Source organism: Microbacterium sp. K24 (assembly GCF_004794465.1).
Lineage (GTDB): Bacteria > Actinomycetota > Actinomycetes > Actinomycetales > Microbacteriaceae > Microbacterium.
Genome location: NZ_SSDJ01000155.1, coordinates 14,087 through 35,572 on the forward strand (window position 1 = coordinate 14,087; position 21,486 = coordinate 35,572).

The 21,486-nt window shown below is 69.5% G+C and carries 22 protein-coding genes; 10 read left to right on the forward strand and 12 right to left on the reverse strand.

Features of this window, described 5'->3' with window-relative positions; translation table 11 throughout:
• The first annotated feature begins 3 nt into the window (after window positions 1-3).
• The 5 genes from DW306_RS20305 (at window position 4) to DW306_RS20325 (ending at window position 3,395) form a co-directional block, all read left to right on the forward strand.
• On the forward strand, window positions 4-636 hold the full coding sequence (locus tag DW306_RS20305) for a hypothetical protein (RefSeq protein ID WP_136057387.1): 633 nt from the start codon (window positions 4-6) through the stop codon (window positions 634-636).
• Between the two features lie 81 nt (window positions 637-717).
• Complete coding sequence (locus tag DW306_RS20310; protein ID WP_136057388.1) at window positions 718-1,416, forward strand: hypothetical protein; 699 nt, start codon at window positions 718-720, stop codon at window positions 1,414-1,416.
• A 3-nt stretch (window positions 1,417-1,419) separates the two neighbouring features.
• Window positions 1,420-1,995, forward strand: a complete 576-nt coding sequence (locus DW306_RS20315) for a hypothetical protein (RefSeq protein WP_136057389.1) — start codon at window positions 1,420-1,422, stop codon at window positions 1,993-1,995.
• The gene (locus tag DW306_RS20320; RefSeq protein WP_136057390.1) at window positions 1,992-2,528 is read left to right on the forward strand and encodes a hypothetical protein; all 537 of its coding nucleotides are present in this window, start codon (window positions 1,992-1,994) and stop codon (window positions 2,526-2,528) included. The genes DW306_RS20315 and DW306_RS20320 overlap by 4 nt, the downstream gene beginning before the upstream one ends.
• A 93-nt stretch (window positions 2,529-2,621) precedes the next feature.
• Window positions 2,622-3,395 (forward strand): hypothetical protein, encoded by a 774-nt coding sequence (locus tag DW306_RS20325; protein ID WP_240747293.1) that lies wholly within the window; start codon window positions 2,622-2,624, stop codon window positions 3,393-3,395.
• Window positions 3,396-3,418: 23 nt separating this feature from the next.
• Here the strand turns inward: DW306_RS20325 and DW306_RS20330 are convergent, their stop codons facing one another.
• Both DW306_RS20330 and DW306_RS20335 read right to left on the reverse strand, forming a co-directional pair.
• Window positions 3,419-3,889, reverse strand: coding sequence for a dehydrogenase (locus DW306_RS20330; protein ID WP_136057391.1), 471 nt, complete (start codon window positions 3,887-3,889; stop codon window positions 3,419-3,421).
• 54 nt (window positions 3,890-3,943) lie between these two features.
• On the reverse strand, window positions 3,944-4,933 hold the full coding sequence (locus DW306_RS20335) for a malate dehydrogenase (protein ID WP_136057392.1): 990 nt from the start codon (window positions 4,931-4,933) through the stop codon (window positions 3,944-3,946).
• Window positions 4,934-4,985: 52 nt separating this feature from the next.
• Here DW306_RS20335 and DW306_RS20340 point away from each other — a divergent pair, with 52 nt between their 5' ends.
• Window positions 4,986-5,870: a neutral zinc metallopeptidase gene (locus tag DW306_RS20340; RefSeq protein WP_136057393.1), complete on the forward strand. Its 885-nt coding sequence runs from the start codon at window positions 4,986-4,988 to the stop codon at window positions 5,868-5,870.
• 23 nt (window positions 5,871-5,893) lie between these two features.
• Window positions 5,894-6,874, forward strand: coding sequence for a prolyl aminopeptidase (pip, locus tag DW306_RS20345; RefSeq protein ID WP_205814221.1), 981 nt, complete (start codon window positions 5,894-5,896; stop codon window positions 6,872-6,874).
• Between the two features lie 45 nt (window positions 6,875-6,919).
• Here pip and DW306_RS20350 read toward each other — a convergent pair whose 3' ends face one another.
• Genes DW306_RS20350 through DW306_RS20370 form a run of 5 tightly spaced genes read right to left on the reverse strand, consistent with a single transcriptional unit; the run spans window position 6,920 to window position 11,963 of the window.
• Entirely contained in the window at window positions 6,920-8,716 is a 1,797-nt protein-coding gene (locus DW306_RS20350) for an aldehyde dehydrogenase family protein (RefSeq protein WP_136057394.1), read from the reverse strand.
• Window positions 8,717-8,744: 28 nt separating this feature from the next.
• Window positions 8,745-10,136, reverse strand: a complete 1,392-nt coding sequence (locus DW306_RS20355) for an MFS transporter (protein WP_136057395.1) — start codon at window positions 10,134-10,136, stop codon at window positions 8,745-8,747.
• A gap of 45 nt (window positions 10,137-10,181) precedes the next feature.
• Window positions 10,182-10,445 (reverse strand): glutaredoxin domain-containing protein, encoded by a 264-nt coding sequence (locus DW306_RS20360; protein ID WP_136057396.1) that lies wholly within the window; start codon window positions 10,443-10,445, stop codon window positions 10,182-10,184.
• 49 nt (window positions 10,446-10,494) lie between these two features.
• Complete coding sequence (locus tag DW306_RS20365; RefSeq protein WP_136057397.1) at window positions 10,495-11,472, reverse strand: cation transporter; 978 nt, start codon at window positions 11,470-11,472, stop codon at window positions 10,495-10,497.
• On the reverse strand, window positions 11,469-11,963 hold the full coding sequence (locus DW306_RS20370) for a transporter substrate-binding domain-containing protein (protein WP_240747292.1): 495 nt from the start codon (window positions 11,961-11,963) through the stop codon (window positions 11,469-11,471). The genes DW306_RS20365 and DW306_RS20370 overlap by 4 nt, the downstream gene beginning before the upstream one ends.
• A gap of 127 nt (window positions 11,964-12,090) precedes the next feature.
• Here DW306_RS20370 and DW306_RS20375 point away from each other — a divergent pair, with 127 nt between their 5' ends.
• Window positions 12,091-12,483 (forward strand): SIP domain-containing protein, encoded by a 393-nt coding sequence (locus DW306_RS20375; protein WP_136057398.1) that lies wholly within the window; start codon window positions 12,091-12,093, stop codon window positions 12,481-12,483.
• Window position 12,484: 1 nt separating this feature from the next.
• Here the strand turns inward: DW306_RS20375 and DW306_RS20380 are convergent, their stop codons facing one another.
• The gene (locus DW306_RS20380; protein ID WP_136057399.1) at window positions 12,485-12,940 is read right to left on the reverse strand and encodes an adenylyltransferase/cytidyltransferase family protein; all 456 of its coding nucleotides are present in this window, start codon (window positions 12,938-12,940) and stop codon (window positions 12,485-12,487) included.
• 135 nt (window positions 12,941-13,075) lie between these two features.
• Between DW306_RS20380 and DW306_RS20385 the strand changes: the two genes are divergently transcribed.
• Entirely contained in the window at window positions 13,076-14,281 is a 1,206-nt protein-coding gene (locus tag DW306_RS20385) for a glycosyltransferase family 2 protein (protein WP_136057408.1), read from the forward strand.
• Here DW306_RS20385 and DW306_RS20390 read toward each other — a convergent pair.
• From DW306_RS20390 to rfbA, 3 genes are read right to left on the reverse strand one after another with little or no spacing between them, the layout of a single operon-like run.
• Window positions 14,278-15,699, reverse strand: coding sequence for a bifunctional dTDP-4-dehydrorhamnose 3,5-epimerase family protein/NAD(P)-dependent oxidoreductase (locus DW306_RS20390; protein WP_136057409.1), 1,422 nt, complete (start codon window positions 15,697-15,699; stop codon window positions 14,278-14,280). The genes DW306_RS20385 and DW306_RS20390 overlap by 4 nt on opposite strands.
• 5 nt (window positions 15,700-15,704) lie before the next feature.
• Window positions 15,705-16,703 carry a dTDP-glucose 4,6-dehydratase gene (gene rfbB, locus DW306_RS20395; RefSeq protein WP_136057400.1) on the reverse strand — a complete coding sequence of 333 codons (999 nt, stop codon included), beginning with the start codon at window positions 16,701-16,703 and terminating at the stop codon, window positions 15,705-15,707.
• Window positions 16,700-17,572 carry a glucose-1-phosphate thymidylyltransferase RfbA gene (rfbA, locus tag DW306_RS20400; protein WP_136057401.1) on the reverse strand — a complete coding sequence of 291 codons (873 nt, stop codon included), beginning with the start codon at window positions 17,570-17,572 and terminating at the stop codon, window positions 16,700-16,702. The genes rfbB and rfbA overlap by 4 nt, the downstream gene beginning before the upstream one ends.
• Window positions 17,573-17,944: 372 nt before the next feature.
• Between rfbA and DW306_RS20405 the strand changes: the two genes are divergently transcribed.
• Window positions 17,945-20,692, forward strand: a complete 2,748-nt coding sequence (locus DW306_RS20405; protein WP_136057402.1) for a right-handed parallel beta-helix repeat-containing protein — start codon at window positions 17,945-17,947, stop codon at window positions 20,690-20,692.
• 33 nt (window positions 20,693-20,725) lie between these two features.
• Here the strand turns inward: DW306_RS20405 and DW306_RS20410 are convergent.
• The coding region (locus DW306_RS20410; RefSeq protein WP_342670871.1) for a polysaccharide deacetylase family protein at window positions 20,726-21,486 on the reverse strand (761 nt) is incomplete at its 5' end.

The window sequence follows — 21,486 nt, forward strand, 5'->3', positions numbered from 1 at the left end:
ACCGTGACGTTGAAGAAGCTGATGCGCGACCTGGTGGATGCCGTGGACGGCGCGGGACACGAGTTCAAGCAGGGGTTCGCCGGCGCGTTCCGCAAGCGCGGCGGCAAGCACCGGGCGGATGCCGATGCCATCCGCGGTCTCGATCGACGCAGCGCCGATGGCGTGCCGAAGCATCGGCGGGACGACAAGGGCCCGGTGTCGCACGCGAAGGACTACGACATCCGGAAGGACGTCCGCCGCGGGCTCGAGACCCTCGGCTCCTCGCCGCGGCACGCCGCCCCCGATTACGACGCGGCGCGCGACCTCGGGACGTCGCTCGGGAAGGACGTGAGAGCGATCCCCGGCGACATCCTCGACGAGGTCAAGGGCACGCCGAAGAAGGTGCTGACGCAGCTCGTGGAAGAGCTCTACGAGGACGCGATCGGACAGGACAGCCCCGACAAGTACGGGAAGACCGACGGAGACATGCGCTTCCTCGCACCGGCGAGCGAGGCGGACAGCCTGGGCGCCCTCAGCAACGGCGAGATCGAGGAACGCTTCGGATTGGCGCCGGGGTCGCTGGAGGGGGCGCGCGTCGAGGTGAAGGCGATCCCCGGGTCACGGTTCCTCAGCGTCGAGGTCGACAGGGGGGCGTGACATGCCGATCAGGGGAGTGCTACCCATGGTGTCGACGAGCACCCGCGACGTACAGTCGGTGCAGGAGGTGTCGCCGTGGGGATGATGTTGCCGAACGAGCTGATCTGGGTCATGGAGAAGCTCGGGTTCGAATGGCCGGATATCGATGAGGACGAGGTGCGCCGCGGCGCGACCATCATCGGCACGTTCCGCGACGAGCTGGAGGGTCGCCTGCAGGCCGTCGACACGAAGGTCAACGGCGATCTCGCCGCCGCCATGCGCGGGCAGGCGGGACCGGCGTTCGTCTCCGCGTGGAACACGAACCGCTCGCAGAACCTGCAGAAGCTGCTCGATGTCATGGGTCCGGTTCCTCCGGGGATGGAGATCGCTGCGGGTGTCGTCACCGGCCTGAAGATCAAGGTCATCGCCGACGTGACGACGACGCTGATCACCCTGGTCGGGATGCTGACGAACCCGCTCACCGCGATGGGTGCGGGGCCGATGCTCCTGATCAAGAAGAAGCTGCTGAACGCCGCCGTCGACATCGCGATCGAGCAGGTTCTGAACCAGGTGCTGCCGATGGTCATCGAGCCTCTGGCCGAAGAGCTGCCCGCCGTGATCATGGCGGCGCTCGATGCTCCGGTGGTCGAGGCGGTCGCAGGCGATTCCGATGAGTTCTACGCCGATCTGGCGGCGCTGGAGGCCGCGGAGAGCGATCTCGAGATGCACGCGGGCGACATCGAGACGCTGATCGACAACCTGGCGGCCGACCTTTCGAGCCTGAACATCACGGGGGACTGACGGATGACGAGAATCGGCGATGAGGTCTTCCGCCCGATCATGCGGGCGCTCGACGATGCCCCCGTGCACCTGCGGGGGGTCGGCGATGTGCCGCGCCTCCTGAAGCGTCAGCAGCGGCGCAACCAGGACGGTGTGGCCGACATCGACCGCACGCCCGACGGCATGCCTGACGGTCCCGTCCACGGTCCGGACCTCCCGAACCCGGGTGGCGACGGTCCGGTCGAGTTCCACGTTCCCGAGGGCGCATCGCCCGCGGAGATCGCGCAGTTCCACGACTACGTGAATCGCAGCAACCAGTATCTCGCCGACGGCTCGCTGTCGGGCTCCGGCCGCGTGAGCACCGCCGGAGAGATCAGCCGGGAAGCGCGCCGGGAAGCACGCCTCGAACGCGCTCGCGCGCTCGCCGACGGCAACCCCTACCAGGGCATCGTCGCGCACGTGCCCGACTCGACCTGGGTCGGGCAGGGCAAGCCGCCGGGATGGGGCGACTACACTAGCCGTGTGAACTCGAGCCTCGCCGGGCAGGTCAACCGCTACCCGGTGGGACACAATCCGACGATCTTCATAGTGAGGGAATGATGACCGACTGGCCCACGAAGATCGTCGAACTGGTGCGTGTCAAAGAGCGCATCGCGAAGCTCGATGTCGACAAGCTGTTCCCCTACACGCTCCCTGCCGTGGCGGCCCCGCCGGCACGGGTCGACGCGTTCGAGGAGCACACCGGTCTCACCCTCGACCCGGGGCACCGGTCGTTCCTGGAGGCGGCGGACGGCTGGCCGGCGTTCTTCGAGACGCAGGACCTGCTGAGTCTGGAACAGCTCGCCGGCGGCGAGCACCGCGATGCCTTCACCGCCTGGATCGACTCGGCCCCGCCGCAGGCTCTCGCCGAGGGGTACTCCTCGGCGACGCTGCTGCCGATCGCCGTGGATCTGGAGATGCCGCTGTTCGCGGCCATGCCGGTGGTCGACGGGCGCGTCGCGAGTCAGGTCCTCTCGCTCGACCCTTCGGGCATCATCGACGACTTCGACTCCTTCGAGGCGTACTTCGACTCCACCATCGCCTATACGCTGCGCAACCTGGCGGACTTCGAGTCGGGCGCCTACCGCCTCTGAGCATCCGTCGCAGAACACCACCACGCACCGACTTCTCACGGTGACGGCCCCCTCATGGCAGGATGTTGCGTGGGGGGTCTTTCCGTGACTGATGTGAATCCAACGACGGAGATCGACAGCGCCGTGCCGACGGCCGTGCGTGAGGTCGTGCCGCTGCGGCTCGAGTTCGCCGGGGAGTGGCATGATCTGCCGACCGACCGGCCGTTCATCATCGGCCGAGAGGGCGACCTCGAGATCGATGACAACCCCTATCTCCATCGGCACTTCCTCGAGCTGCGGCATCGCGACGGGCTGTGGTGGCTGGCGAACGTCGGCGTACGCCTGGCCGCGACGATCTCCAGCGCCGGCGGCGCCGTGCAGTCGTGGCTCTCGCCGGGTGCGCGGATGCCGCTCGTCTTCGAGCGCAGCGTGATCGTGTTCACCGCCGGCCCCTTCACGTACGAGCTGAGCCTGCACACCGAGGAGGCTCCGTACGAGGTCTCGCGACAGGTCGAGGCGTCGATGAGCGGTGAGACCACGGTCATGCCCGCCAGCTTCACGCCGCTGCAGAAGCAGCTCATCGTCGCGCTCGCCGAGCCGATGCTCCGGCGCGAGGGCGTGAGCATGAACGAGCTGCCGTCGTCGAGTGCCGCGGCCCAGCGCCTCGGATGGACCATGAGCAAGTTCAACCGCAAGCTCGACAACGTGTGCGACAAGCTCGACCGCATGGGCGTTCAGGGGCTTCGCGGCGGCGCCGGCAAGCTCGCGACGAACCGGCGCGCGCGCCTGGTGGAGTACGCCGTGACCTCGCAGGTCGTCACGCGGGCCGATCTCCCCCTGCTCGACGACGAGGTGCTGCGGAATCAGAGCGACTCCGACGGCGACTGACGGCCGCAGCGCGGCCGCGCGGCTCAGCGGGTCGCGTCGGCGAGGTGGCGCGCGTCGTGGCTCAGCACCTTGACGATGATGCCGTGGCGGCGAAGCTCCGAGGCCGTGCGCGCACCCTCTTCGGCGTCGCGGCCGAGCGCGTTGATGTTCGCGACGACCAGCACGTCGCCGACGTTGAGCGTCGCGATGAGCCGGCCGAGCCGGTCGCTCCAGCTCTCCAGGATGTCGGGAGCCGGGTGACGGAAGCCCTCGATCGGCACGCCGAAGCGGGTGAGGTCTTCGCGCTGCTCGACCACCGACGGCATGCCCTCGCGGGAGACGACGAGTCCGACCAGACGCGATCCGACCGGGCGGGCGAGCCACCAGTCGCGGTTCTGCTGCAGCTCGGTGAAGCACTTGGGGCACTCCGCTGCCGCATGCGGCAGGTGCAGAGGGCTGGTGAGGGCGTCGTCGACCGATGCCGCTCCCTTCGTGGGTTCCATCGTCTCGCTCATCGCGCACCTCCGGGATCCATTCTGCCTTGATCCGGCCCCGCGCGGTGACCAGACTCACAGCATGCCGAGCGACCGCACCGCCTCGCGCTCCTCGACCAGCTCGGCGACCGACGCGTCGATGCGGGCGCGAGCGAAATCGCTGAGCTCCAGCCCTTCCACAATCTGCCATTCCCCGTCGACGGAGCGCACCGGGAACGACGAGATCAGGCCCTCCGGCACGCCGTACTCGCCGCGCGAGACGACGCCGGCCGATGTCCAGTCCTCGGTGCCGTGCACCCAGTCGCGCACATGGTCGATGGCGGCGTTCGCGGCGGACGCCACCGATGACGATCCGCGCACCTCGATGATCTCGGCACCGCGCTTCGCGACGCGAGGGATGAAGGTCTGGTCGAGCCAGGCCGGCACATCGCCCACGATCTGCTCGAGCGCCTCGGCGACCGGTCGTCCGCCGACGGTCGCGTGAGAGATGTCGGGGAACTGCGTCGCCGAGTGGTTTCCCCAGATCGGCACGCGCCGGACGGTGTCGACCGGTGCGCCGAGGGTCAGAGCGAGCTGCGCCCGCGCACGGTTCTCGTCCAGCCGGGTGAGCGCCGTGAAGCGCTCGGCGGGCATGCCCTCCGCGGATGCCGCCGCGATCAGCGCGTTCGTGTTGGCCGGGTTGCCGACGACCGTGACCCGCACGTCGGATGCCGCGTTCGCCGCGATCGCGGCGCCCTGAGGACCGAAGATGCCGGCGTTGGCTGCGAGGAGGTCGGCGCGCTCCATGCCCGGTCCGCGCGGACGAGCGCCGACGAGGAGCGCGAGGTCCGCGCCGTCGAAACCCACCGCAGGGTCGTCTGTCACCTCGACGTGCTGCAGCAGGCCGAAGGCGCCGTCCTGCAGTTCGAGCGCCGCGCCCTCCGCGGCGGCCAGTCCCTGCGGAATCTCCAGCAGCCGGAGCCGCACCTTCTCGTCCGGTCCGAGCAGGTCTCCGGCCGCGATCCGGAACAGCAGCGCGTAGCCGATCTGTCCGCCCGCGCCCGTGATGGTGATCGTCGTCGTCATGTCTTCGAGCCTACGTCCGTTGCTCGTCCGTCGCGCAGAGTACCCTCGTCGCATGACCTTCAATCCCGACGCCGACCTCTCGAACAACACCACGCGTCGACGCGGACGCAACACCGCCATCGCCGGCGGCGGTGTCGTGGGGGTGCTCGGCATCATCGCGCTGATCGCCGGGCCGCTGCTGGGAATCGACCTCACCGGTCTGCTCGGAGGCGGAGCCGCTCCCGGCGGCGGCACGGAGCCCGCCGGCGGCTCGGTGATCGAGAACTGCGACACCGGTCAGGATGCCAACGAGAACGTCGACTGCCGGATGGCGGGGGCACAGCTCGCCCTCGACGACTTCTGGGGCGAGAACGTCGAGAACTACAGCGCCCCGCAGCTGATCGTGGTCGACGGCGCGACGAACACGGCGTGCGGCACGGCCTCCAACGCCGTCGGTCCGTTCTACTGCCCGCCCGACCTGACCGTGTACATCGACCCCACGTTCTTCCAGCTCATGCAGCAGCAGTTCGGAGCATCCGCCGGGAATCTCGCGCAGCTCTACATCGTCGGGCACGAGTGGGGCCACCACATCCAGAACATCACGGGCGACATGGAGCGCTACCCGAACAACGGCACCGGCCCCGACAGCAACGGGGTGCGGATCGAACTGCAGGCCGACTGCTACGCCGGTGCCTGGATCGGACAGATCTCGCAGCAGACGGATGCCGACGGCGACCCGTACCTCGTGAAGCCCACCGAGGCGGAGATCACGGACGCCCTCAACGCGGCGTTCGTGGTCGGCGACGACAACATCCAGGAGCAGTCGTCCGGCACGGTGAACCCCGAGAGCTTCACGCACGGATCGAGCGAGCAGCGCACCGACTGGTTCGCGCAGGGTTTCCAGAACGGACTCGGCGTCTGCGCCCAGCCGTTGACCGCCGCCGCGGGCGACCTGTAGCACCCGATGACCCTGGGGGATCGATGACGATGAACCTGGATGCGCTGTATCCGCCGATCGAGCCGTACGAGACGGGCGAACTGCTCGTCGGCGACGGCCACCGCGTGTACTGGGAGGCCAGCGGCAACCCGGACGGCAAGCCGGTCGTGTTCCTGCATGGTGGACCGGGGAGTGGGACCTCGCCCTGGCAGCGGCGGTTCTTCGACCCTGCCGTCTACCGGATCGTGCTGCTCGATCAGCGCGGCTGCGGACGCAGCACCCCGCACGCGAGTGCTCCCGACGCGGACTTCCGCTTCCTCACGACCGCGCACCTGATCGCCGACATCGAGCTGCTGCGAAAGAACCTCGGCATCGCGAAGTGGCAGGTCTTCGGGGGCTCCTGGGGGAGCGCGCTGGCGCTCGCCTACGCGCAAGCCCATCCGGATGCCGTGACCGAGCTCGTGCTGCGGGGGATCTTCACGCTGCGGCGCGAGGAGCTCGAGTGGTTCTACGAGGGTGGCGCCGCGGCGCTGTTCCCCGACCTCTGGGAGGAGTTCCTCGCTCCGATCCCGGTGCTGGAGCGCTCGCGCATGATCGAGGCCTACCACCGCCGGCTGTTCGACCCCGACCCCGCCGTGCACGTTCCGGCCGCGGTCGCCTGGTCGACCTGGGAGGCGTCGACCGTCACGCTCCGCCCGGATGCCGCGCAGATCGCCGCCATGTCGGACGCGCGCAACGCCACCGCCTTCGCGCGCATCGAGAACCACTTCTTCGTGAACCGCGGCTGGTGGACGGAAGGGCAGCTGATCGCGGGTGTGGGTGGCATCCGTCACATCCCCGCTGTCATCGTGCAGGGCCGTCACGACGTGTGCACGCCGATGATGACCGCGTGGGACCTGCATCGGGCGTGGCCGGAGGCGGAGTTCGTCGTGGTCGACGACGCCGGCCACTCGGCCGCGGAGCCCGGCATCCAGCAGGCCCTGCGCGACGCGACCGACCGGTTCGCCGCTCCGTCCGGTCGTTGACGTTTCGTCTCGTCGCTGCGCTCCTCGCTCAACGAACGGGAAACGTCAGGCGCGCATCGCGCGGAGCAGCGTCTTCACGAGTCCGACCACGCCGCCGGTCGCCCGGTAGCGGGTGAGGCCCTCGCTGACGGCGGCACCGGTGCGCGCCGAGACGAACCACGGCGGCTTGGGCAGGATCGTCAGGCGACCGCCGCCGTTGAGCAGCGGCAGCGAGCGCGGCAGGGGTCGGAACGGACCGCGGATCACGGAGCGCTCGACCCGATCGAGCAGCAGCGCGTTGTGCACGACCCCGATGCCGCTGCCGACGTCGTCGATCGTGTTGCCGGGGAAGGCGCCCCAGGTCATGGTCGGGGTGATGAAGCCGAAGGCGGTCCAGCCGTTGATCGCGATCGATCCGTAGTGCAAGGCCGTGATCGCCCGCTCGAATCCCGCGCCGAGCGCCTTCTCGGTGACCGGGTCGATCAGCAGGTTCGCCCCGAGCGTGCCCTGGAGCTTCTCGTTCGCGTGGGCGACGGCGGCGTCGAGGAAGGCCTGGCCCGTGCCGGGCACGGTGACCACGCCGAGCACGGGAGAGAAGTACTCGGTCGTCTGGAGCGCCGCAGGGTCGTCGTCGCCCTCGATCTCGACGAGGAGCCGCTCGCCGAGCACGAGGGCATCCGGATACGCGTCCGTCGCGAGGTGCATCCGCGACGGCGAACCGGGATACCAGACGGGGCGCTCGGGGGCACCGGCATAGGCCCGGCGGAGCGCCGCGCGGAAGGCGTCGGCCTGATCCCAGTCGGAGGAGAGGATGACGACCTGGCCCGCGATGCAGTTGTGGCCGGAGTTCTGCAGCCGCATCGTCGCGACGTGCTCCGCGTGATAGGTGATGTCGGCATCCGTCCACCGGCCGGGCACGATGATGATCGGGGACACGCCGCCGAGCTCCGCCGTGATCGGCTTCTTTAACTGCGGGCGGTTCTCGCGCCGGCGCCGCTTCGTCGCCGCGGCGCCCGCGCCTTTCGACGGACCCCAGACGATCGCGTCGAAGGTCGCGGCCGAACCGGTGATGTGCACATGCGCGAGACCGGGGTGACCCGTGAGGTAGGCGCCCACCTCGGGACCGCCGCGCACGATCCGCAGGAATCCCGGCTCGATGAGGGGAGCGAGCGCCCGCTTGTACACCGGCACGAGCGCATCCTGCGTCGGGTTCACCTTGAGCAGGACGGTGCGGTTGTGGGCGAGGAGTTCGTACATCACGTCGAGCACCGGGATCGAGGTGATGTTGCCCGCGCCGAGCACGAGGCCGACGCCGGCGGGTGCGGCGGGCGTGCGCTGTGCGAGCCCGGCGCCGGCGCGCGCAGCGTTCGGGGTGACGCCCGGCTCCAGCCAGACCTCGCCGGTGTAGCCCGACAGCAGGAAGCGGTCGATGCCCGTCAACGGGAACGCCTGCACGCGCGTGCGGCCTCCCGGTGCCCGGCCGATCCGGATGCCGTCGAGCGGATTCCTGCCTTCCGCCAGCCGGGAGAGGGTCTCGATGTACGCGTCGAGAGCGCCGAGCACGCTGTAGGGGCCGCTGAGCCACTCCTCGCCGGCGAGCGGATGCCGTGCATCGAGGCCCTTCGACGCGGAGGCGGTCGTCGCCCAGTCCTCGGCCGAGGCGGCGACGCTCGTGCGCACGGCCCGGAGCAGTGTCACGCGCTGCGCGACGGTCAGCGCCGACCACGTCCGGGCGCCGACCTGGAGCTGGTCGATCGCGCCGTCTAGGCGGTCGCGCACGCCCTCGTCGAGTGCCGGAGCTGCGGCCTTCGGTGCGGGCTCGTCAGCCCGGGACGGAGCGGCGGGCGTGGTCGCAGAAGTCATCGGCGTCTCCTTCGGACGGGATCCCAGCTTATGCGCCGGGTGCGGGGGCGACGTCGATGTCATGCCGGCGGAGGCCGTAGCGACGCAGGGCCAGCAGGCTGGCGGCCATCAGCGCCGCGGGAAGGATGCTGAAGCTGAGCACGATGCCCGTGATGGCGGCATCCGGCTGTTGCACGGACGCGCCCGCGACCGTAGAGACGTATCCGGTCGCGGCGAGGGTCAGCGACACGGCGGTCGCGCCGAGGGCGAAGCCGACCGTCTCGCCCGCCGTCCAGATGCCGGTGAACGTGCCGGCCTGGCCGGGGCCGCTGGTGCGCTCATCGTGCGAGATGACGTCGGGCAGCATCGCCATCGGCAGCGACTGCAGCCCGGCGTACGCGATTCCGGCCACGGCGACCGAGGCGTAGATCCATGCGCCCGGCGCCCAGACCGCTGCCGTGATGGTGAGCGCGGCCGCGGCGAACAGGACGCTCGCGATCGCGAAGGCGCGCTCCTTGCCGATCCGCCGGGCGATGATCGTCCAGGCGGGGGTCGCGATCAGCGCAGGACCGACGAGCGCGATGAACACGAGCGTCACCGCGTCCTCCGAGCGCAGCACCCACGTCGCGACGTACTGCGCGCCGGCCAGCATCGTTCCGGTCGCCAGCGCCTGCAGCAGGAACGTGCCCAGGAGCGCGCGGAACGGCTGGCTGCGCCGCAGCGCGCGGAACCCGGAGAGGTACTGATCCCGCCAGGGCGAGGCGGGGGCGACGGATGCCGCAACCGCGGGGACGCTCGTCGCAGGCGCGGCGGTCCGTGCGGCGATCAGCATGCCGACGCCGATCACGACACCGGCCGCGATGCCCATCACGAGGTAGCCGAGCACGGGGTCGGATCCGGCGTTGCGCAGAGCGGGTCCGCCGGCGCCGAACAGCAGGATCGCGGCGGTGAGCACGACGACCCGCCAGCCGAGCAGGCGCGTGCGCTCGTCATAGCTCCCGGTCAGCTCCGCGGGGAGGGCGACGTACGGCACCTGGAACAGGCTGAACGCGGTGGCCGTCGCGAGGAACGCCAGCAGCACGCAGACGGCTCCGGCGACCGGACCCCATGACGGCGGCACCGCGAACGTGAGCGCGAAGCACAGCGGCAGCGTGAGAGCACCGGTGACCATGAAGCCGCGCCGCGAGCCGGTGCGCGCGAGCTGGCGATCCGATGCCGCCCCGATCAGCGGGTCGATGATCACGTCCCAGATCTTCGCGAGGGTGACGATCAATCCCGCCGCCAGCGCGGCCACACCGAGGTTGTCGGTCAGGAAGTACGTGAGGACCAGCCCCGGGAGGGTGGCGTAGCCGCCGGTGCCGACCGAACCGATCGCATACAGCACGACGGTACGCGGAGACAGGCGGACGGATGCGCGTTCGGATCGAGCCTCAGTGCTCATCGCGCCAGTGTATCGGCGCGGCTCTCATCGCGAGGAGGAGTGCGGTCAGATCAGAGCGAGTTCGCGCAGCTTCGACTCGACGTCGGCGTTCGACGGCTCGACGTGGTGCGAGGCGTCCGGGTAGAGCACCACCGGGATGTTCATGCGGCCCGAGATCTCCTTCGCGACGTCGGCCGCCGAGGGGTCGGCCTCGAGGTCGACGTAGGTGTACTCGACGCCCAGCTCATCGAGCTGCTTCTTGGTGCGGCGGCAGTCGCTGCACCACTCGGCGCCGAACATCGTGATCGTGTCAGAAGCGGGAGAAGTCATGGTTCCAGCCTACGGCCGCCCGGCTGGGTGGGCTCCGGGAGCGGCGGGGTCAGCGTCCGGTGTCGGCCTCGTCGGGCAGACGCTCCGCCGGGACGATCACCACGTCCTGCACCTTCCAGTCGAGCGCCGCGATCCCTTCGGCGGTCTCGGTCAGCTCGTGCACCGTGACCTTGCGTCGGCGCGGCACGACGAACGCCTCGATGTGGAAGACCTGTCCCTGGTCGCGCATCCGCACCGCGGCATCCGAGACCCACGGGAGATCGCGCAGGTAGGCGGCGATGTCGGCGGCGAGCGGGTGGGGCTTCTTGCTGTCGTATGTGCGGGCGCGCTGATCCATGAGGTCGACGATCGCGGCCCTCGTGTTGCGGAAGCCGTCCCAGATGATGCCGAGGGAGATGAACACGGCGGCCGCGCCGTCGAGCCACCACACGCCCGCTCCCACGCCGAGCACTCCGACGATCGAGGCGACGGTGGTCTGCCAGTCCGCCTTCGCCATGTCGGCGTCGGCATACAGCAGCTTGTTGTGGAGCACGGGGGCGAGCTTCGATTTCGCCGGCCCGTAGAAGAAGACCGGTCCGATGATGACCACGGCCATGACGATCACCATCAGCCAGCCGAGCCAGATGGTGTGGCCCCACAGCACGACGGTGCCGATCGTCGGATGCTCGCCGGCGACGAGTCCGACGGCCGATTCGAACGCGAGGTTGAGCCCGACCGCGAGCAGGGCGACACCGGCGACGAGATGTCCGATCCCCATCGCGCGGTGCAGGCCGTACGGGTGCTTCAGCGTGGGGCGCCGCCGCACGAAGATCAGGGCGGTGAGGAACGCGATCTGGGGGATGAGGGAGAGCATGTCCTCGATCCACGCCGTCCGCATCGCCTGGGAGTTGCCCACCACGAGAGCGATCACGGCGATCGTGATCGAGGTGTAGACGATCGTGAAGATCTCCCACTTCACCGCGCTGCGGATCGCACGCTGCTGCTCGGGAGGGAGGGTGATCCGGCCGAACTGTCCCGTGTCGTTCATGAGCCGACCTCTTGGTCGAGGAAGGTCTCGAGGGCGGTGAGGAACGCGTTCTCGCCGAGCGGCACCAGCATGACGATCTCTCGTCCCTCCGCGCCGTCGATGCCCGTGTACCCGCGGCTGACGCCGGCACGCTCGACCCAGGGCGTGTCCGATGTGATGCCGCCGGCGATCAGGTCGAGGTCGCCCGCCTCGAGCATGGTGACGAGGGTCTCCTCCGACGCGACCGTCCAGTCGGGTTCCGCCTGGATGCTGTCGGCGAAGTCGTCGACGAGATCGACGATGCTGCCGGACGGCGTGCCGTTCGCCACCTCGACGAGATCGCCGTCGGGGGAGGTGCCGATCCGGAGCTCTCCGCCGGTGACGGCGTCCAGCGTGCCGTCCGGGTCGGCGGGGATCGTGAGCCCGCATCCCGCAAGGGCGGCGGACAGTGCCAGGGCGGCGACGATGCCGGTCGCGCGCCGGGGGCGCTGAGGACGCGACGATGTGTTCACCGGCCCAGCGTGCTCTCCGCCGTGACCCGCGCACAAGTGCGTTGACGCGCAGGGATCTGCGGCGGTAGACAGAAGATTCCGCCTACTGCTCTTGCCAGGTAAGGCTACCCTTACCTATACTTCTGGCATGAGCAGCGCGAGCGAGCACCTGGACGATCCCGACTGGGAGAACATCGACGGAGCCCTGCTCATCGCCGGTGACGCGGCGGACGGCGCGATGATCGCGGGCATCGCCGCGCGGCTGCCCTGGGATGCGCAGGGCGTCATCATCCTCGAGGCCGCGGCACGGATCCAGTTCCGCCACATCGACGTGCCGGAGGGGGTGTCGGTGCGGTGGCTGGTGCGCGGTGACGGCATCCGCGCGCACGCGAAGGGTGAGCGGCTGGCCGGCGCCGTGCACGCCTGGTGCGTGGAGTGGACGTGCACCGAACCGCCCGCGCAGTGGACGGTCTGGCTCGGCCCGCACACGCCCCCGCACGTCGCGCGGATGGCGCGGAGCCTGCTCGGCGTCGCGAACTGATTCAGCGCGACATCGCGGCGGCGGGGACGTTCGCGCCCGCCGTGATGGCGTCGAGAGCGCGACGCAGCGTCGAGCTCGACGTGTGGGCGGTGTACGGGAAGTACACGACCTCGACGCCCACCTCGGCGAACTCGCGCTCCAGGCGCAGGCCCTTCTCGGTGCCCCGCCAGTCGTCGCCCTTGAAGAAGTGCGTGAACTGCACGTCTCGCCACGAGTCCATCTTCGACGGCGTCGTCTCGACGTAGACGTCGTCGACGAATGAGATGTGCTTCACGATCTCCGCACGCTCCGCCGTCGGGATGACGGGCTCGATGCCCTTCACCTGGCGCAGCATCTCGTCGCTCACGACGCCGGCGATCAGAATGTCGCACTGCTGCTTGGCGTGACGAAGAAGGTTCAGATGCCCGACGTGAAACAGGTCGAAAGCACCAACGGCATAGCCGATACGCGTCCCCATGATCTCCCCAGATCAGAAATTCCCCAGTAAGCGGATCCCCACCCGCTTCGCGACTCCCACAGCCGCGATCACCCACTGTAGCAGAACCGGTTTCCCGACCCATAGGAACCCGTGAAACGATGGGTGCCGCAGACGATGCGCACGGCAGGAGCGGGGGAGCACGTGGGGGCAGGGGTCACGGTCATCGTGCCGACGTTCAACGAACGCGACAATGTCGCGGAGCTCGTCGCGCGCACCGCCGCCGCGCTCGCCGGACGCGAAGCCGAGATCCTCTTCATCGACGACAGCAGCGACGACACCGCGGCCGAGGTCGCCAGGGTCGCGGCCGATGCGCCGATCCCCGTGCGGGTGATCCATCGCGCGGAGAACAGCGGCGGCCTCGGCGGCGCCGTGGTCACAGGTCTCGGCGCCGCGGCATCCGACGTCTGCATCGTGATGGACGGAGACCTGCAGCATCCGCCCGAGCTCCTCCCCGCGCTCCTCGACCGGCACGCGGCGGGCGACGCCGACCTGGTCGCCGCCTCCCGGTACATCGGCGGCGGCGACACGAGCGGTCTCGGCACGGCCGTGCGCTTCGGCGTCTCGCGCGCCGCGACCTGGCTGACGCGGGCGATGTTCCCCATCCGCCTCGCGCGCAGCACCGACCCCATGACCGGGTTCTTCCTCGTCGACCGCAGCCGTCTCGACCTCGACGCGCTCCAGCCCCGGGGCTTCAAGGTGCTGCTCGAGATCCTCGCGCGCACCGACCTGCGCATCGCCGAGGTGCCGATGGAGTTCGCCGAACGCCGGCACGGCAGCTCCAAGGCCAGCCTGCGTCAAGGCTGGACCTTCCTCGCCCACCTCGCACGCCTGCGGTTCGGGAAGATGTCGCTGTTCGCCCTGATCGGGCTGATCGGCGCCGTGGCGAACCTGGCCATCATGTGGGCGCTCACGGTGGCGGGCGTGCCCTACGTCTGGGCGGCCATCATCGGAGCCGAGATCACGATCGTCGGCAACTTCCTCCTGCAGGAGCGGTTCGTGTTCGCCGACATGCGCACGGATGCCCGTGGTCTCGGCATCCGCTTCGCCACGTCGTTCACATTCAACAACGTCGAAGCCGCGCTGCGGATCCCGGTGATGGCGCTGATGGTCGAGAGCTGGCACATCTCGAGCGTGCTCGCGACCGCGCTCTCGCTGATCGTCGCGTTCTTCGCCCGGTTCCTGTTCCACTCGCTCGTGGTCTACGCGCCGCAGCGGCGCCGGAAGACCGCCGCCGTCGCGTCCGAGCCGAAGCCCGACACCGCCGCGCAGCGCGTCATCCGGGCGATCGACGTCGAGGCGATGAAGCCGGGCGAGCTCTAGGCTCCGTCTGCCGACGTCGCGAGGTACTCCTCGAGGGTGGCGTCCGTGTCGCGGGGCGTCCAGCCGGTCGCCGTGATACGGCTCAGATCGAGCACGCTGTTGAGCGGCCGCGGGGCGACGGGGCCGGACTGATCGGCGAAGTACGCCTCGGTCGACACGTCGGTCACAGCGGCGGGATCGTGCCCCGTGAGCCGATAGACCGCGCGGGCGATGTCGGCCCAGGAGCGCGGTTCGCCCGCGCCCGTCACGTTGTAGACGCCGGAGGGCGCCTCGTGCGACAGCAGGTGCACGATCGCGCCGGCGAGGTCGTCGGTGAACGTCAGGCGGCCGATCTGGTCTCCGACGACGCGGGGAGCGATCCCGCGCTCGGCGAGCGATGCCATGGTGCGCACGAAGTTGCGGCCCTCGCCGATCACCCATGACGTGCGCAGGATGTAGTGCCTCGGCACCGTGGCGACCACGGCGTCGCCGGCGGCCTTCGTCTGGCCGTAGACGCCGAGCGGACGCACCGCATCGGTCTCGGTGTAGGGGCCGTCGTTCGTGCCGTCGAAGACGTAGTCGCTCGAGACGTGGACGAGCGTGATGCCGTTCTCGGTCGCGATGCGCGCGAGCGCCGCGACACCGGTGACGTTCGCCGCCCAGGCGTCCTGCCGTCCGTCCGGGGTCTCGGCGAGGTCGACGGCCGTGTACGCCGCGGCATTGATGATCGTGCCGTAGTCGCGCCAGCGTCGTGCGGTCGTCAGGTCGGACCGCAGGTCGAGCGTCTCGCGCGTGGCGTACTCGATATGCGCGGCGTCGCCGAGCGCGTCGCGCAGCGCGAGTCCGAGTTGTCCGGCCGCACCGATCACCAGCGTCTTGCGCGGCTCGATCGGGGTGACGTCCGCGAGACGCGGGTGCGCGAGGTCCTTCGGCGAGATCTCCACCTCGGAGAGCGGGATCGGCCAGGCGATCGCCGCGGTCTCGTCGGCGAGGTTCAGGAAGGAGTACGCGGCGTCGGGCGACCAGTGGTCGTTGACGAGATACGTGTACGCGGTGTCGGGTTCGAGGGTCTGATACGAGTTCCCGACGCCGCGCGGCACGAGGATCGCGCGCGACGGATCGATCTCGGTCGTGAAGACCGCGCCGAACGATTCGCCCGCACGCAGATCGACCCAGGCGCCGAAGATCCGGCCCGTCGCGACCGACACCCACTTGTCCCACGGCTCGGCGTGGATGCCCCGCGTCGTGCCGACCGCGTCGTTGAACGAGACGTTGTTCTGTACCGGGCCGAAGTCGGGCAGCCCCGCGGCGACCATCTTCTCGCGCTGCCAGTTCTCCTTGAACCAGCCCCGCGAGTCTCCGTGCACGGGCAGCTCGACCAGCAGCAGCCCCGGGATGGGGGTCTCGGTGACCGTGAGCGTCTTGCCGAACTCCGTCATCGTGGTCACTGCCCCTTGGCGGCGTAGAAGGACTCGGTCGCGTCCTTCGACGGCGCCCACCACTCCTCGTTCGCGCGGTACCAGTCGATCGTCGAGGCGAGCCCGGACTCGAAGTCGGAGTACTGCGGACGCCAGCCGAGCTCGGTGCGCAGCTTCGTCGAGTCGATCGCGTAGCGCAGGTCGTGACCCGCGCGATCGGTGACGTGGTCGTAGGCGTCGGCCGGGAGGCCCATCTGCGTGAGGATCAGCTCGACCACGGACTTGTTGTCCTTCTCGCCGTCGGCGCCGATCAGGTACGTCTCGCCGATCGCCCCCTTCTCGAGGATGGTCAGGACGGCCGAGGAGTGGTCGTCGGCGTGGATCCAGTCGCGCACGTTCTGTCCTGCGCCGTACAGCTTGGGGCGGATGCCGCGGATGACGTTGGTGATCTGGCGGGGGATGAACTTCTCGACGTGCTGGTACGGGCCGTAGTTGTTCGAGCAGTTCGAGATCGTGGCCTGCACGCCGAACGACCGCACCCACGCGCGCACCAGCAGGTCGCTGCCCGCCTTGGTCGAGGAGTACGGCGACGACGGGTTGTACGGCGTCTGCTCGGTGAAGCGCTGCGGATCGTCGAGCTCGAGGTCGCCGTAGACCTCGTCGGTCGAGATGTGGTGGAAGCGGCGCTCGTGCCGGCGCGCGGCCTCGAGAAGCGTGTACGTGCCGATGATGTTCGTGTCGAGGAACGGACGCGGGTCGTGCAGCGAGTTGTCGTTGTGCGACTCGGCCGCGTAGTGCACCACCGCGTCGGCCTTCGCGAAGAGCGCGTCGACGAGCTCGGCATCCGCGATGTCGCCCTCGACGAGTTCGACGCGGTCGTCGGGGAGGCCCGCGAGCGACGCGCGGTTGCCCGCATAGGTGAGCTTGTCGAGCACCGTGACGTGCGCATCGGTGTGCGCGACGACGTGATGCACGAAGTTGGATCCGATGAAACCGGCGCCGCCGGTCACGAGCAGGCGGGTCATGCGCGGCCCCTCTCCAGCAGGTCGAGCAGGTAGGAGCCGTAGCCCGACTTCACGAGAGCCTCGGCGCGCGAGCGCAGCTGATCGTCGTCGAGGAACCCCTGCCGCCAGGCGACCTCCTCGGGCACGCCGATCTTCATACCGGTGCGGCGCTCCATGGTGCGCACGTAGTCGGCGGCATCCGTCATCTGGTCGAACGTCCCCGTGTCGAGCCAGGCGGTGCCGCGGGGCAGCACCTCGACCTGCAGCTTCCCGCGCTCCAGGTACGCGCGGTTCACGTCGGTGATCTCGTACTCGCCGCGCGCGCTGGGCGCGAGGTCGCGGGCGATCTCGACCACGTCGTTGTCGAAGAAGTAGAGACCCGGAACGGCATAGTTGCTCTGCGGGTTCTGCGGCTTCTCCTCGAGCGAGACGGCCTGGCCGTCGGCGTCGAAGGCGACGACGCCGTACGCCTCCGGCTCGGCGACCCAGTAGGCGAAGACCGCGCCGCCGTCGATGTCGGCGAAGCGCTTCAGCTGCGTGCCGAGGCCGGGACCGTAGAGCAGGTTGTCGCCGAGCACCAGCGCGACGCTGTCGTCGCCGATGAAGTCCGCGCCGATCGTGAACGCCTGCGCCAGCCCGTCGGGCGAGGGCTGCTGAGCGAACGTCAGCGAGATGCCGAACTGCGAGCCGTCGCCGAGGAGTCGCTCGAAGTGCGCGGCGTCGTGAGGCGTGGTGATCACCAGGATGTCGCGGATGCCCGCGAGCATGAGCGTCGACAGCGGGTAGTACACCATCGGCTTGTCGTACACCGGGATCAGCTGCTTCGAGACGCCCAGCGTGATCGGATGCAGGCGCGTTCCGGATCCGCCCGCAAGAATGATGCCCTTCATGATCCCCCTCGTGAAAACGTCGGTGTCCGTGGTGGCGTCACAGAGCGGACGGCCATCCCCTGCCGTCCACGGCCCCCACAGCCGTATCCGACGACTCTATCGGATGCCCCATGACAGACCGGGGATGCGGGAGCTTTTCCAGGTTCATGGGGTATGGTGCGCAGCGGGGAGGGGCCAGAACTCGAGTGGTTCCCGCAAGAACACGGTCGTATCGTGACGTCGATGCAACCGGTGACGGATCGCCCGAGCTCGCTGTCAGAAGCACGATCCCCCACGAAAAGGCCCGGGCTCTCCCCTATGACTTCGTTCCACCAGGTCGCGTCCCAGCGATCGTCGAACCGTCCGCACACCCCTCGATCGATCTGGACCGCGATGACCGTCGCGCTTGTGATCGGCGCACTCGCCGTCCCGTCGGCCGCGGGAGCCGCCGTCGATGCCTCGGCTCCCGAACGTGGCAGCGCACTCGCCTCGGGCGCTGTGCAGACCTCGACGGATGCCGATGGTTCCGAAACCTGGACCGACACGTTCACCCGTACGACGGCGGGAGGGTGGGGCGACGGCTACGTCTCGTCCCCCGCATCCGATGTGTCGGTGAGTGACGACGCCGGTGTGATCGCCACCAGCGGCGGCCACCGGAGCATTCACGTCGCGACGACGGCGACGGCGACCGACGCGACCGTGGGTGCGACGATCCGATACTCCGCGGTCCCGACGGCGGGCTATGGCGCGACGACCATCGTCACGACACGCAACAGCGAGTCGGGCTACTACGGTGCTCGTTTCCGGCTCGACACCCAGTCGCGCGGCGTGCTCTCGATCGGCCGCTACGACGCGAACGACACCCAGACCGTGATCCGTCAGGACCTCCTCCTCATCGGCGAGGTGCCCGAGGGCGCCGCCGTACGGGTCGAGATCGAGGCCGACGGCACCGACGACGTGACCGTGCGGGCGCGCGCCTGGATCGTCGGCACCGATACCCCGAAGTGGCAGATGAAGGTGACGGATGGATCGGCGGACGCCGTCCGGACCGCTGGTACGCCCGGTATCCAGACATACATGTCGCCGGGCAATCGGCCGTTGGACGTGAGCGTCGACGACCTCAGCGTGAGCTCCGAAGATCTGCAGCCCGCGCCCGAGCCGGTCCCGACGCCCGTCCCGGAGCCGACAGCGGCGCCGGAGCCGACGCCGGTTCCGACCCAGGAGCCGACGCCGACCCCGACGACGGAGCCCACTCCCACGCCGACGACGGAGCCCACTCCCACGCCGACGACGGAGCCCACTCCTACGCCGACTCCGACGACGGAGCCGACCCCGACGCCGACTCCCACGCCGACGCCGACTCCGACTCCGACTCCGACGCCGACTCCGACGCCGACTCCGACTCCCACGCCGACTCCGACGCCGGAGCCGACCACGCCGCCCGTCACGCCTCCGGTGACTCCGCCCATCACTCCACCGGTGACCCCACCGGCATCCGGCAGTGGCACGGCAGGATCCCTTCCCGTCGGCCAGACCTCGTACCCGGCTCCCGCCGACGCGATCTACGTGGTGCCGGACGGCACTCGCAGCTCGGGCAGCGGTACGAAGGCGAACCCGGTGGCGGGAGCGCAGCGGGCGATCGATGCGGCCCCCAGCGGTGCGACGATCGTGCTGCGCGCGGGTGTGTACCGCGAGAGCGTCTCGGTGCCCTTCTCCAAGAAGCTGACGATCCAATCGGCGCCCGGTGAGGCGGTGTGGCTCGACGGATCCAAGCCGGTCACCGGTTGGTCGCAGTCCGGCAGCACCTGGGCGGCGCCGTGGAGCACCTTCTTCGACAGCCGTGTGTCGTTCAGCCAAGGCCAGGACGAGACCAGCTGGTGGGTCAACGGTGCGAACCCTCTCGCCGGTCACCCCGATCAGGTCTGGTTCGACGGCGCGCCGCTGACGCAGGTCGGCAGCCGCTCGGCAGTCACCGCCGGCACCTTCTTCGTGGATCAGGGTGCGAAGCAGATCGTCGTCGGCGACGACCCGGCGGATCACGCGGTCGAGGCGAGCGCGCTCGCCAAGGCCCTGAAGATCCAGGGCGAAGGCACCACGGTCCGCGGCATCGGCGTGCAGCGCTACGCCACGACCGTCGCGATGCTCGGCGCCGTGAGCGCCGAGGTCAACGGGCTCACCCTGGAGAACATGGTGATCCGTGACAACGCGACGGTCGGTCTCTTCGTATGGAACGACGACAAGACGTTGCGCAACCTCACCGTCACCGGCAACGGACTGCTGGGCATCGCGGTGAACGACGCCGAGAACCTGACGGTGCAGAACTCGCTCGTGACCGGCAACAACGCCGCGAAGTTCAACTACACGCCGGTCGCCGGCGGGGTGAAGATGTCCCGCGCGTCGAACGTGACCGTGTCGGGCAGCATCATCTCCGACAACGTCGGGTCGAAAGGCCTGTGGTTCGACGTCTCGAGCTCGAAGCTCAACATCACGAACAACGTGTTCGAGGGCAACGGACGCGAGGGGCTCGAGATCGAGCTCAGTCAGACGGCGACGGTGGCAGGCAACTACATCATCGGCAACGGCAACAGCGGTGTGTTCGTCTTCGACTCGGGCGACGTCGACATCTGGAACAACACCATCGTCGACAACGGGCGGACGATCACCTATATGCAGGACGAGCGCCGGCAGGAGATCAAGAGCATCAGCTCGCTGATCCCGTGGATCACCAGCGACGTGGTCGTGCGGAACAACATCCTCTCCTACGGCGGCCAGGCGTGCCCGATGCTCGTGCAGGACCTGACGAACAAGTGGTCGGGCAGTCAGTTCGGCATCTCGCAGGACGCCAATCTGTACCACCGGTCATCCGCTTCGTCGCCCGCGAACTTCGCCTGCTGGGCGGATGGTCCCAACGGCACCCGCGGCATCACCACGATCGAGGAGTTCCGGTCGCTGACCGGCAACGACACGAAGTCGGTGCTGACCGAAGGTGCCCCGATCGTGGATGCCGCGACGTGGCAGCTCACGACGGCCGTGCCGGGCGTCGGGATCTCGGCTCTGCCGGGGAAGGTCGTGGACCTGCTGGGCGTGTCCCTGCAGACGCGCGTGATCGGCGCCCCGCTCGCGCCGGTGGTCGCCCGCTGAGCCTCGCCGGCTGACGACGTCCGAGTGGCGTCGTCAGCCGACGAGCACCATGCGTCGGCGCGGCCGACCGGAGAGCAGCGCGTTCGCCAGCGAGACAGCTCGAAGCCCCCGCTTCTCGTACTCGTCGAGGACATCCGAGATGAGCGCCACCCGATCGAACGGTTCGATCTCCGGGTCGTCGACGCCGTCGGCTGCACCGGCGCGGGAGTCGTGGGCGAGGACGATGGCTCCCGCCTCGATTCCTGACGTCGCTCGGGCGAGCCGCTCCGAATGCTCCGCATCGCGCCCGTCGAGGACGCTGGTCGTCCAGAGCACCGGGGTCATGCCCGCTCGGTGAACCGCCTGCCAGGTCGCCGGCGACAGGGCTCCGTACGGGGGCCGGTACCAGCGGATCGGGACGCCGGACAGCTGCTCGAGCTCGGCACGCGACGACTGCAGCATCCGCAGAGCCTCGGCGCCCGTCCACGTGGTGAGTCGCCGGTGGTCAGCCCCGTGCAGGGCGATCTCGTGCCCCTCTGCGACGATCCTCTTCAGGAGCTCGGAGTGCGCGCTGGTGCGGGTGAGCAGCACGAAGAACGTCGCCGTCGCGCCGCGCCGGGCGAGCTCGTCGAGGATGCGAGGGGTCCACTCCGGATCAGGGCCGTCGTCGAGCGTGAGGACGACGACCTTGCGAGCGGTGTCGACGCTCACCACGGAGCGGAACACCGGAGAGACGCCGCGCACCGTGCGGCGCAGCGCGGCGCGCAGGCGACGAGCGCTGCGTGCGGGGCGGGCGTCGCGTGCGTACTCCGGCG

Excerpts from the sequence above, each read along its gene's own strand:
- DW306_RS20310 (WP_136057388.1), top strand. The coding sequence starts at position 718 with ATGATGTTGCCGAACGAGCTGATCTGGGTCATGGAGAAGCTCGGGTTC.
- DW306_RS20315 (WP_136057389.1), top strand. The coding sequence starts at position 1,420 with ATGACGAGAATCGGCGATGAGGTCTTCCGCCCGATCATGCGGGCGCTC.
- DW306_RS20320 (WP_136057390.1), top strand. The coding sequence starts at position 1,992 with ATGATGACCGACTGGCCCACGAAGATCGTCGAACTGGTGCGTGTCAAA.
- DW306_RS20330 (WP_136057391.1), bottom strand. The coding sequence starts at position 3,889 with ATGAGCGAGACGATGGAACCCACGAAGGGAGCGGCATCGGTCGACGAC.
- DW306_RS20335 (WP_136057392.1), bottom strand. The coding sequence starts at position 4,933 with ATGACGACGACGATCACCATCACGGGCGCGGGCGGACAGATCGGCTAC.
- DW306_RS20340 (WP_136057393.1), top strand. The coding sequence starts at position 4,986 with ATGACCTTCAATCCCGACGCCGACCTCTCGAACAACACCACGCGTCGA.
- pip (WP_205814221.1), top strand. The coding sequence starts at position 5,894 with ATGACGATGAACCTGGATGCGCTGTATCCGCCGATCGAGCCGTACGAG.
- DW306_RS20350 (WP_136057394.1), bottom strand. The coding sequence starts at position 8,716 with ATGACTTCTGCGACCACGCCCGCCGCTCCGTCCCGGGCTGACGAGCCC.
- DW306_RS20355 (WP_136057395.1), bottom strand. The coding sequence starts at position 10,136 with ATGAGCACTGAGGCTCGATCCGAACGCGCATCCGTCCGCCTGTCTCCG.
- DW306_RS20360 (WP_136057396.1), bottom strand. The coding sequence starts at position 10,445 with ATGACTTCTCCCGCTTCTGACACGATCACGATGTTCGGCGCCGAGTGG.
- DW306_RS20365 (WP_136057397.1), bottom strand. The coding sequence starts at position 11,472 with ATGAACGACACGGGACAGTTCGGCCGGATCACCCTCCCTCCCGAGCAG.
- DW306_RS20375 (WP_136057398.1), top strand. The coding sequence starts at position 12,091 with ATGAGCAGCGCGAGCGAGCACCTGGACGATCCCGACTGGGAGAACATC.
- DW306_RS20380 (WP_136057399.1), bottom strand. The coding sequence starts at position 12,940 with ATGGGGACGCGTATCGGCTATGCCGTTGGTGCTTTCGACCTGTTTCAC.
- DW306_RS20385 (WP_136057408.1), top strand. The coding sequence starts at position 13,076 with ATGCGCACGGCAGGAGCGGGGGAGCACGTGGGGGCAGGGGTCACGGTC.
- DW306_RS20390 (WP_136057409.1), bottom strand. The coding sequence starts at position 15,699 with ATGACGGAGTTCGGCAAGACGCTCACGGTCACCGAGACCCCCATCCCG.
- rfbB (WP_136057400.1), bottom strand. The coding sequence starts at position 16,703 with ATGACCCGCCTGCTCGTGACCGGCGGCGCCGGTTTCATCGGATCCAAC.
- rfbA (WP_136057401.1), bottom strand. The coding sequence starts at position 17,572 with ATGAAGGGCATCATTCTTGCGGGCGGATCCGGAACGCGCCTGCATCCG.
- DW306_RS20405 (WP_136057402.1), top strand. The coding sequence starts at position 17,945 with ATGACCGTCGCGCTTGTGATCGGCGCACTCGCCGTCCCGTCGGCCGCG.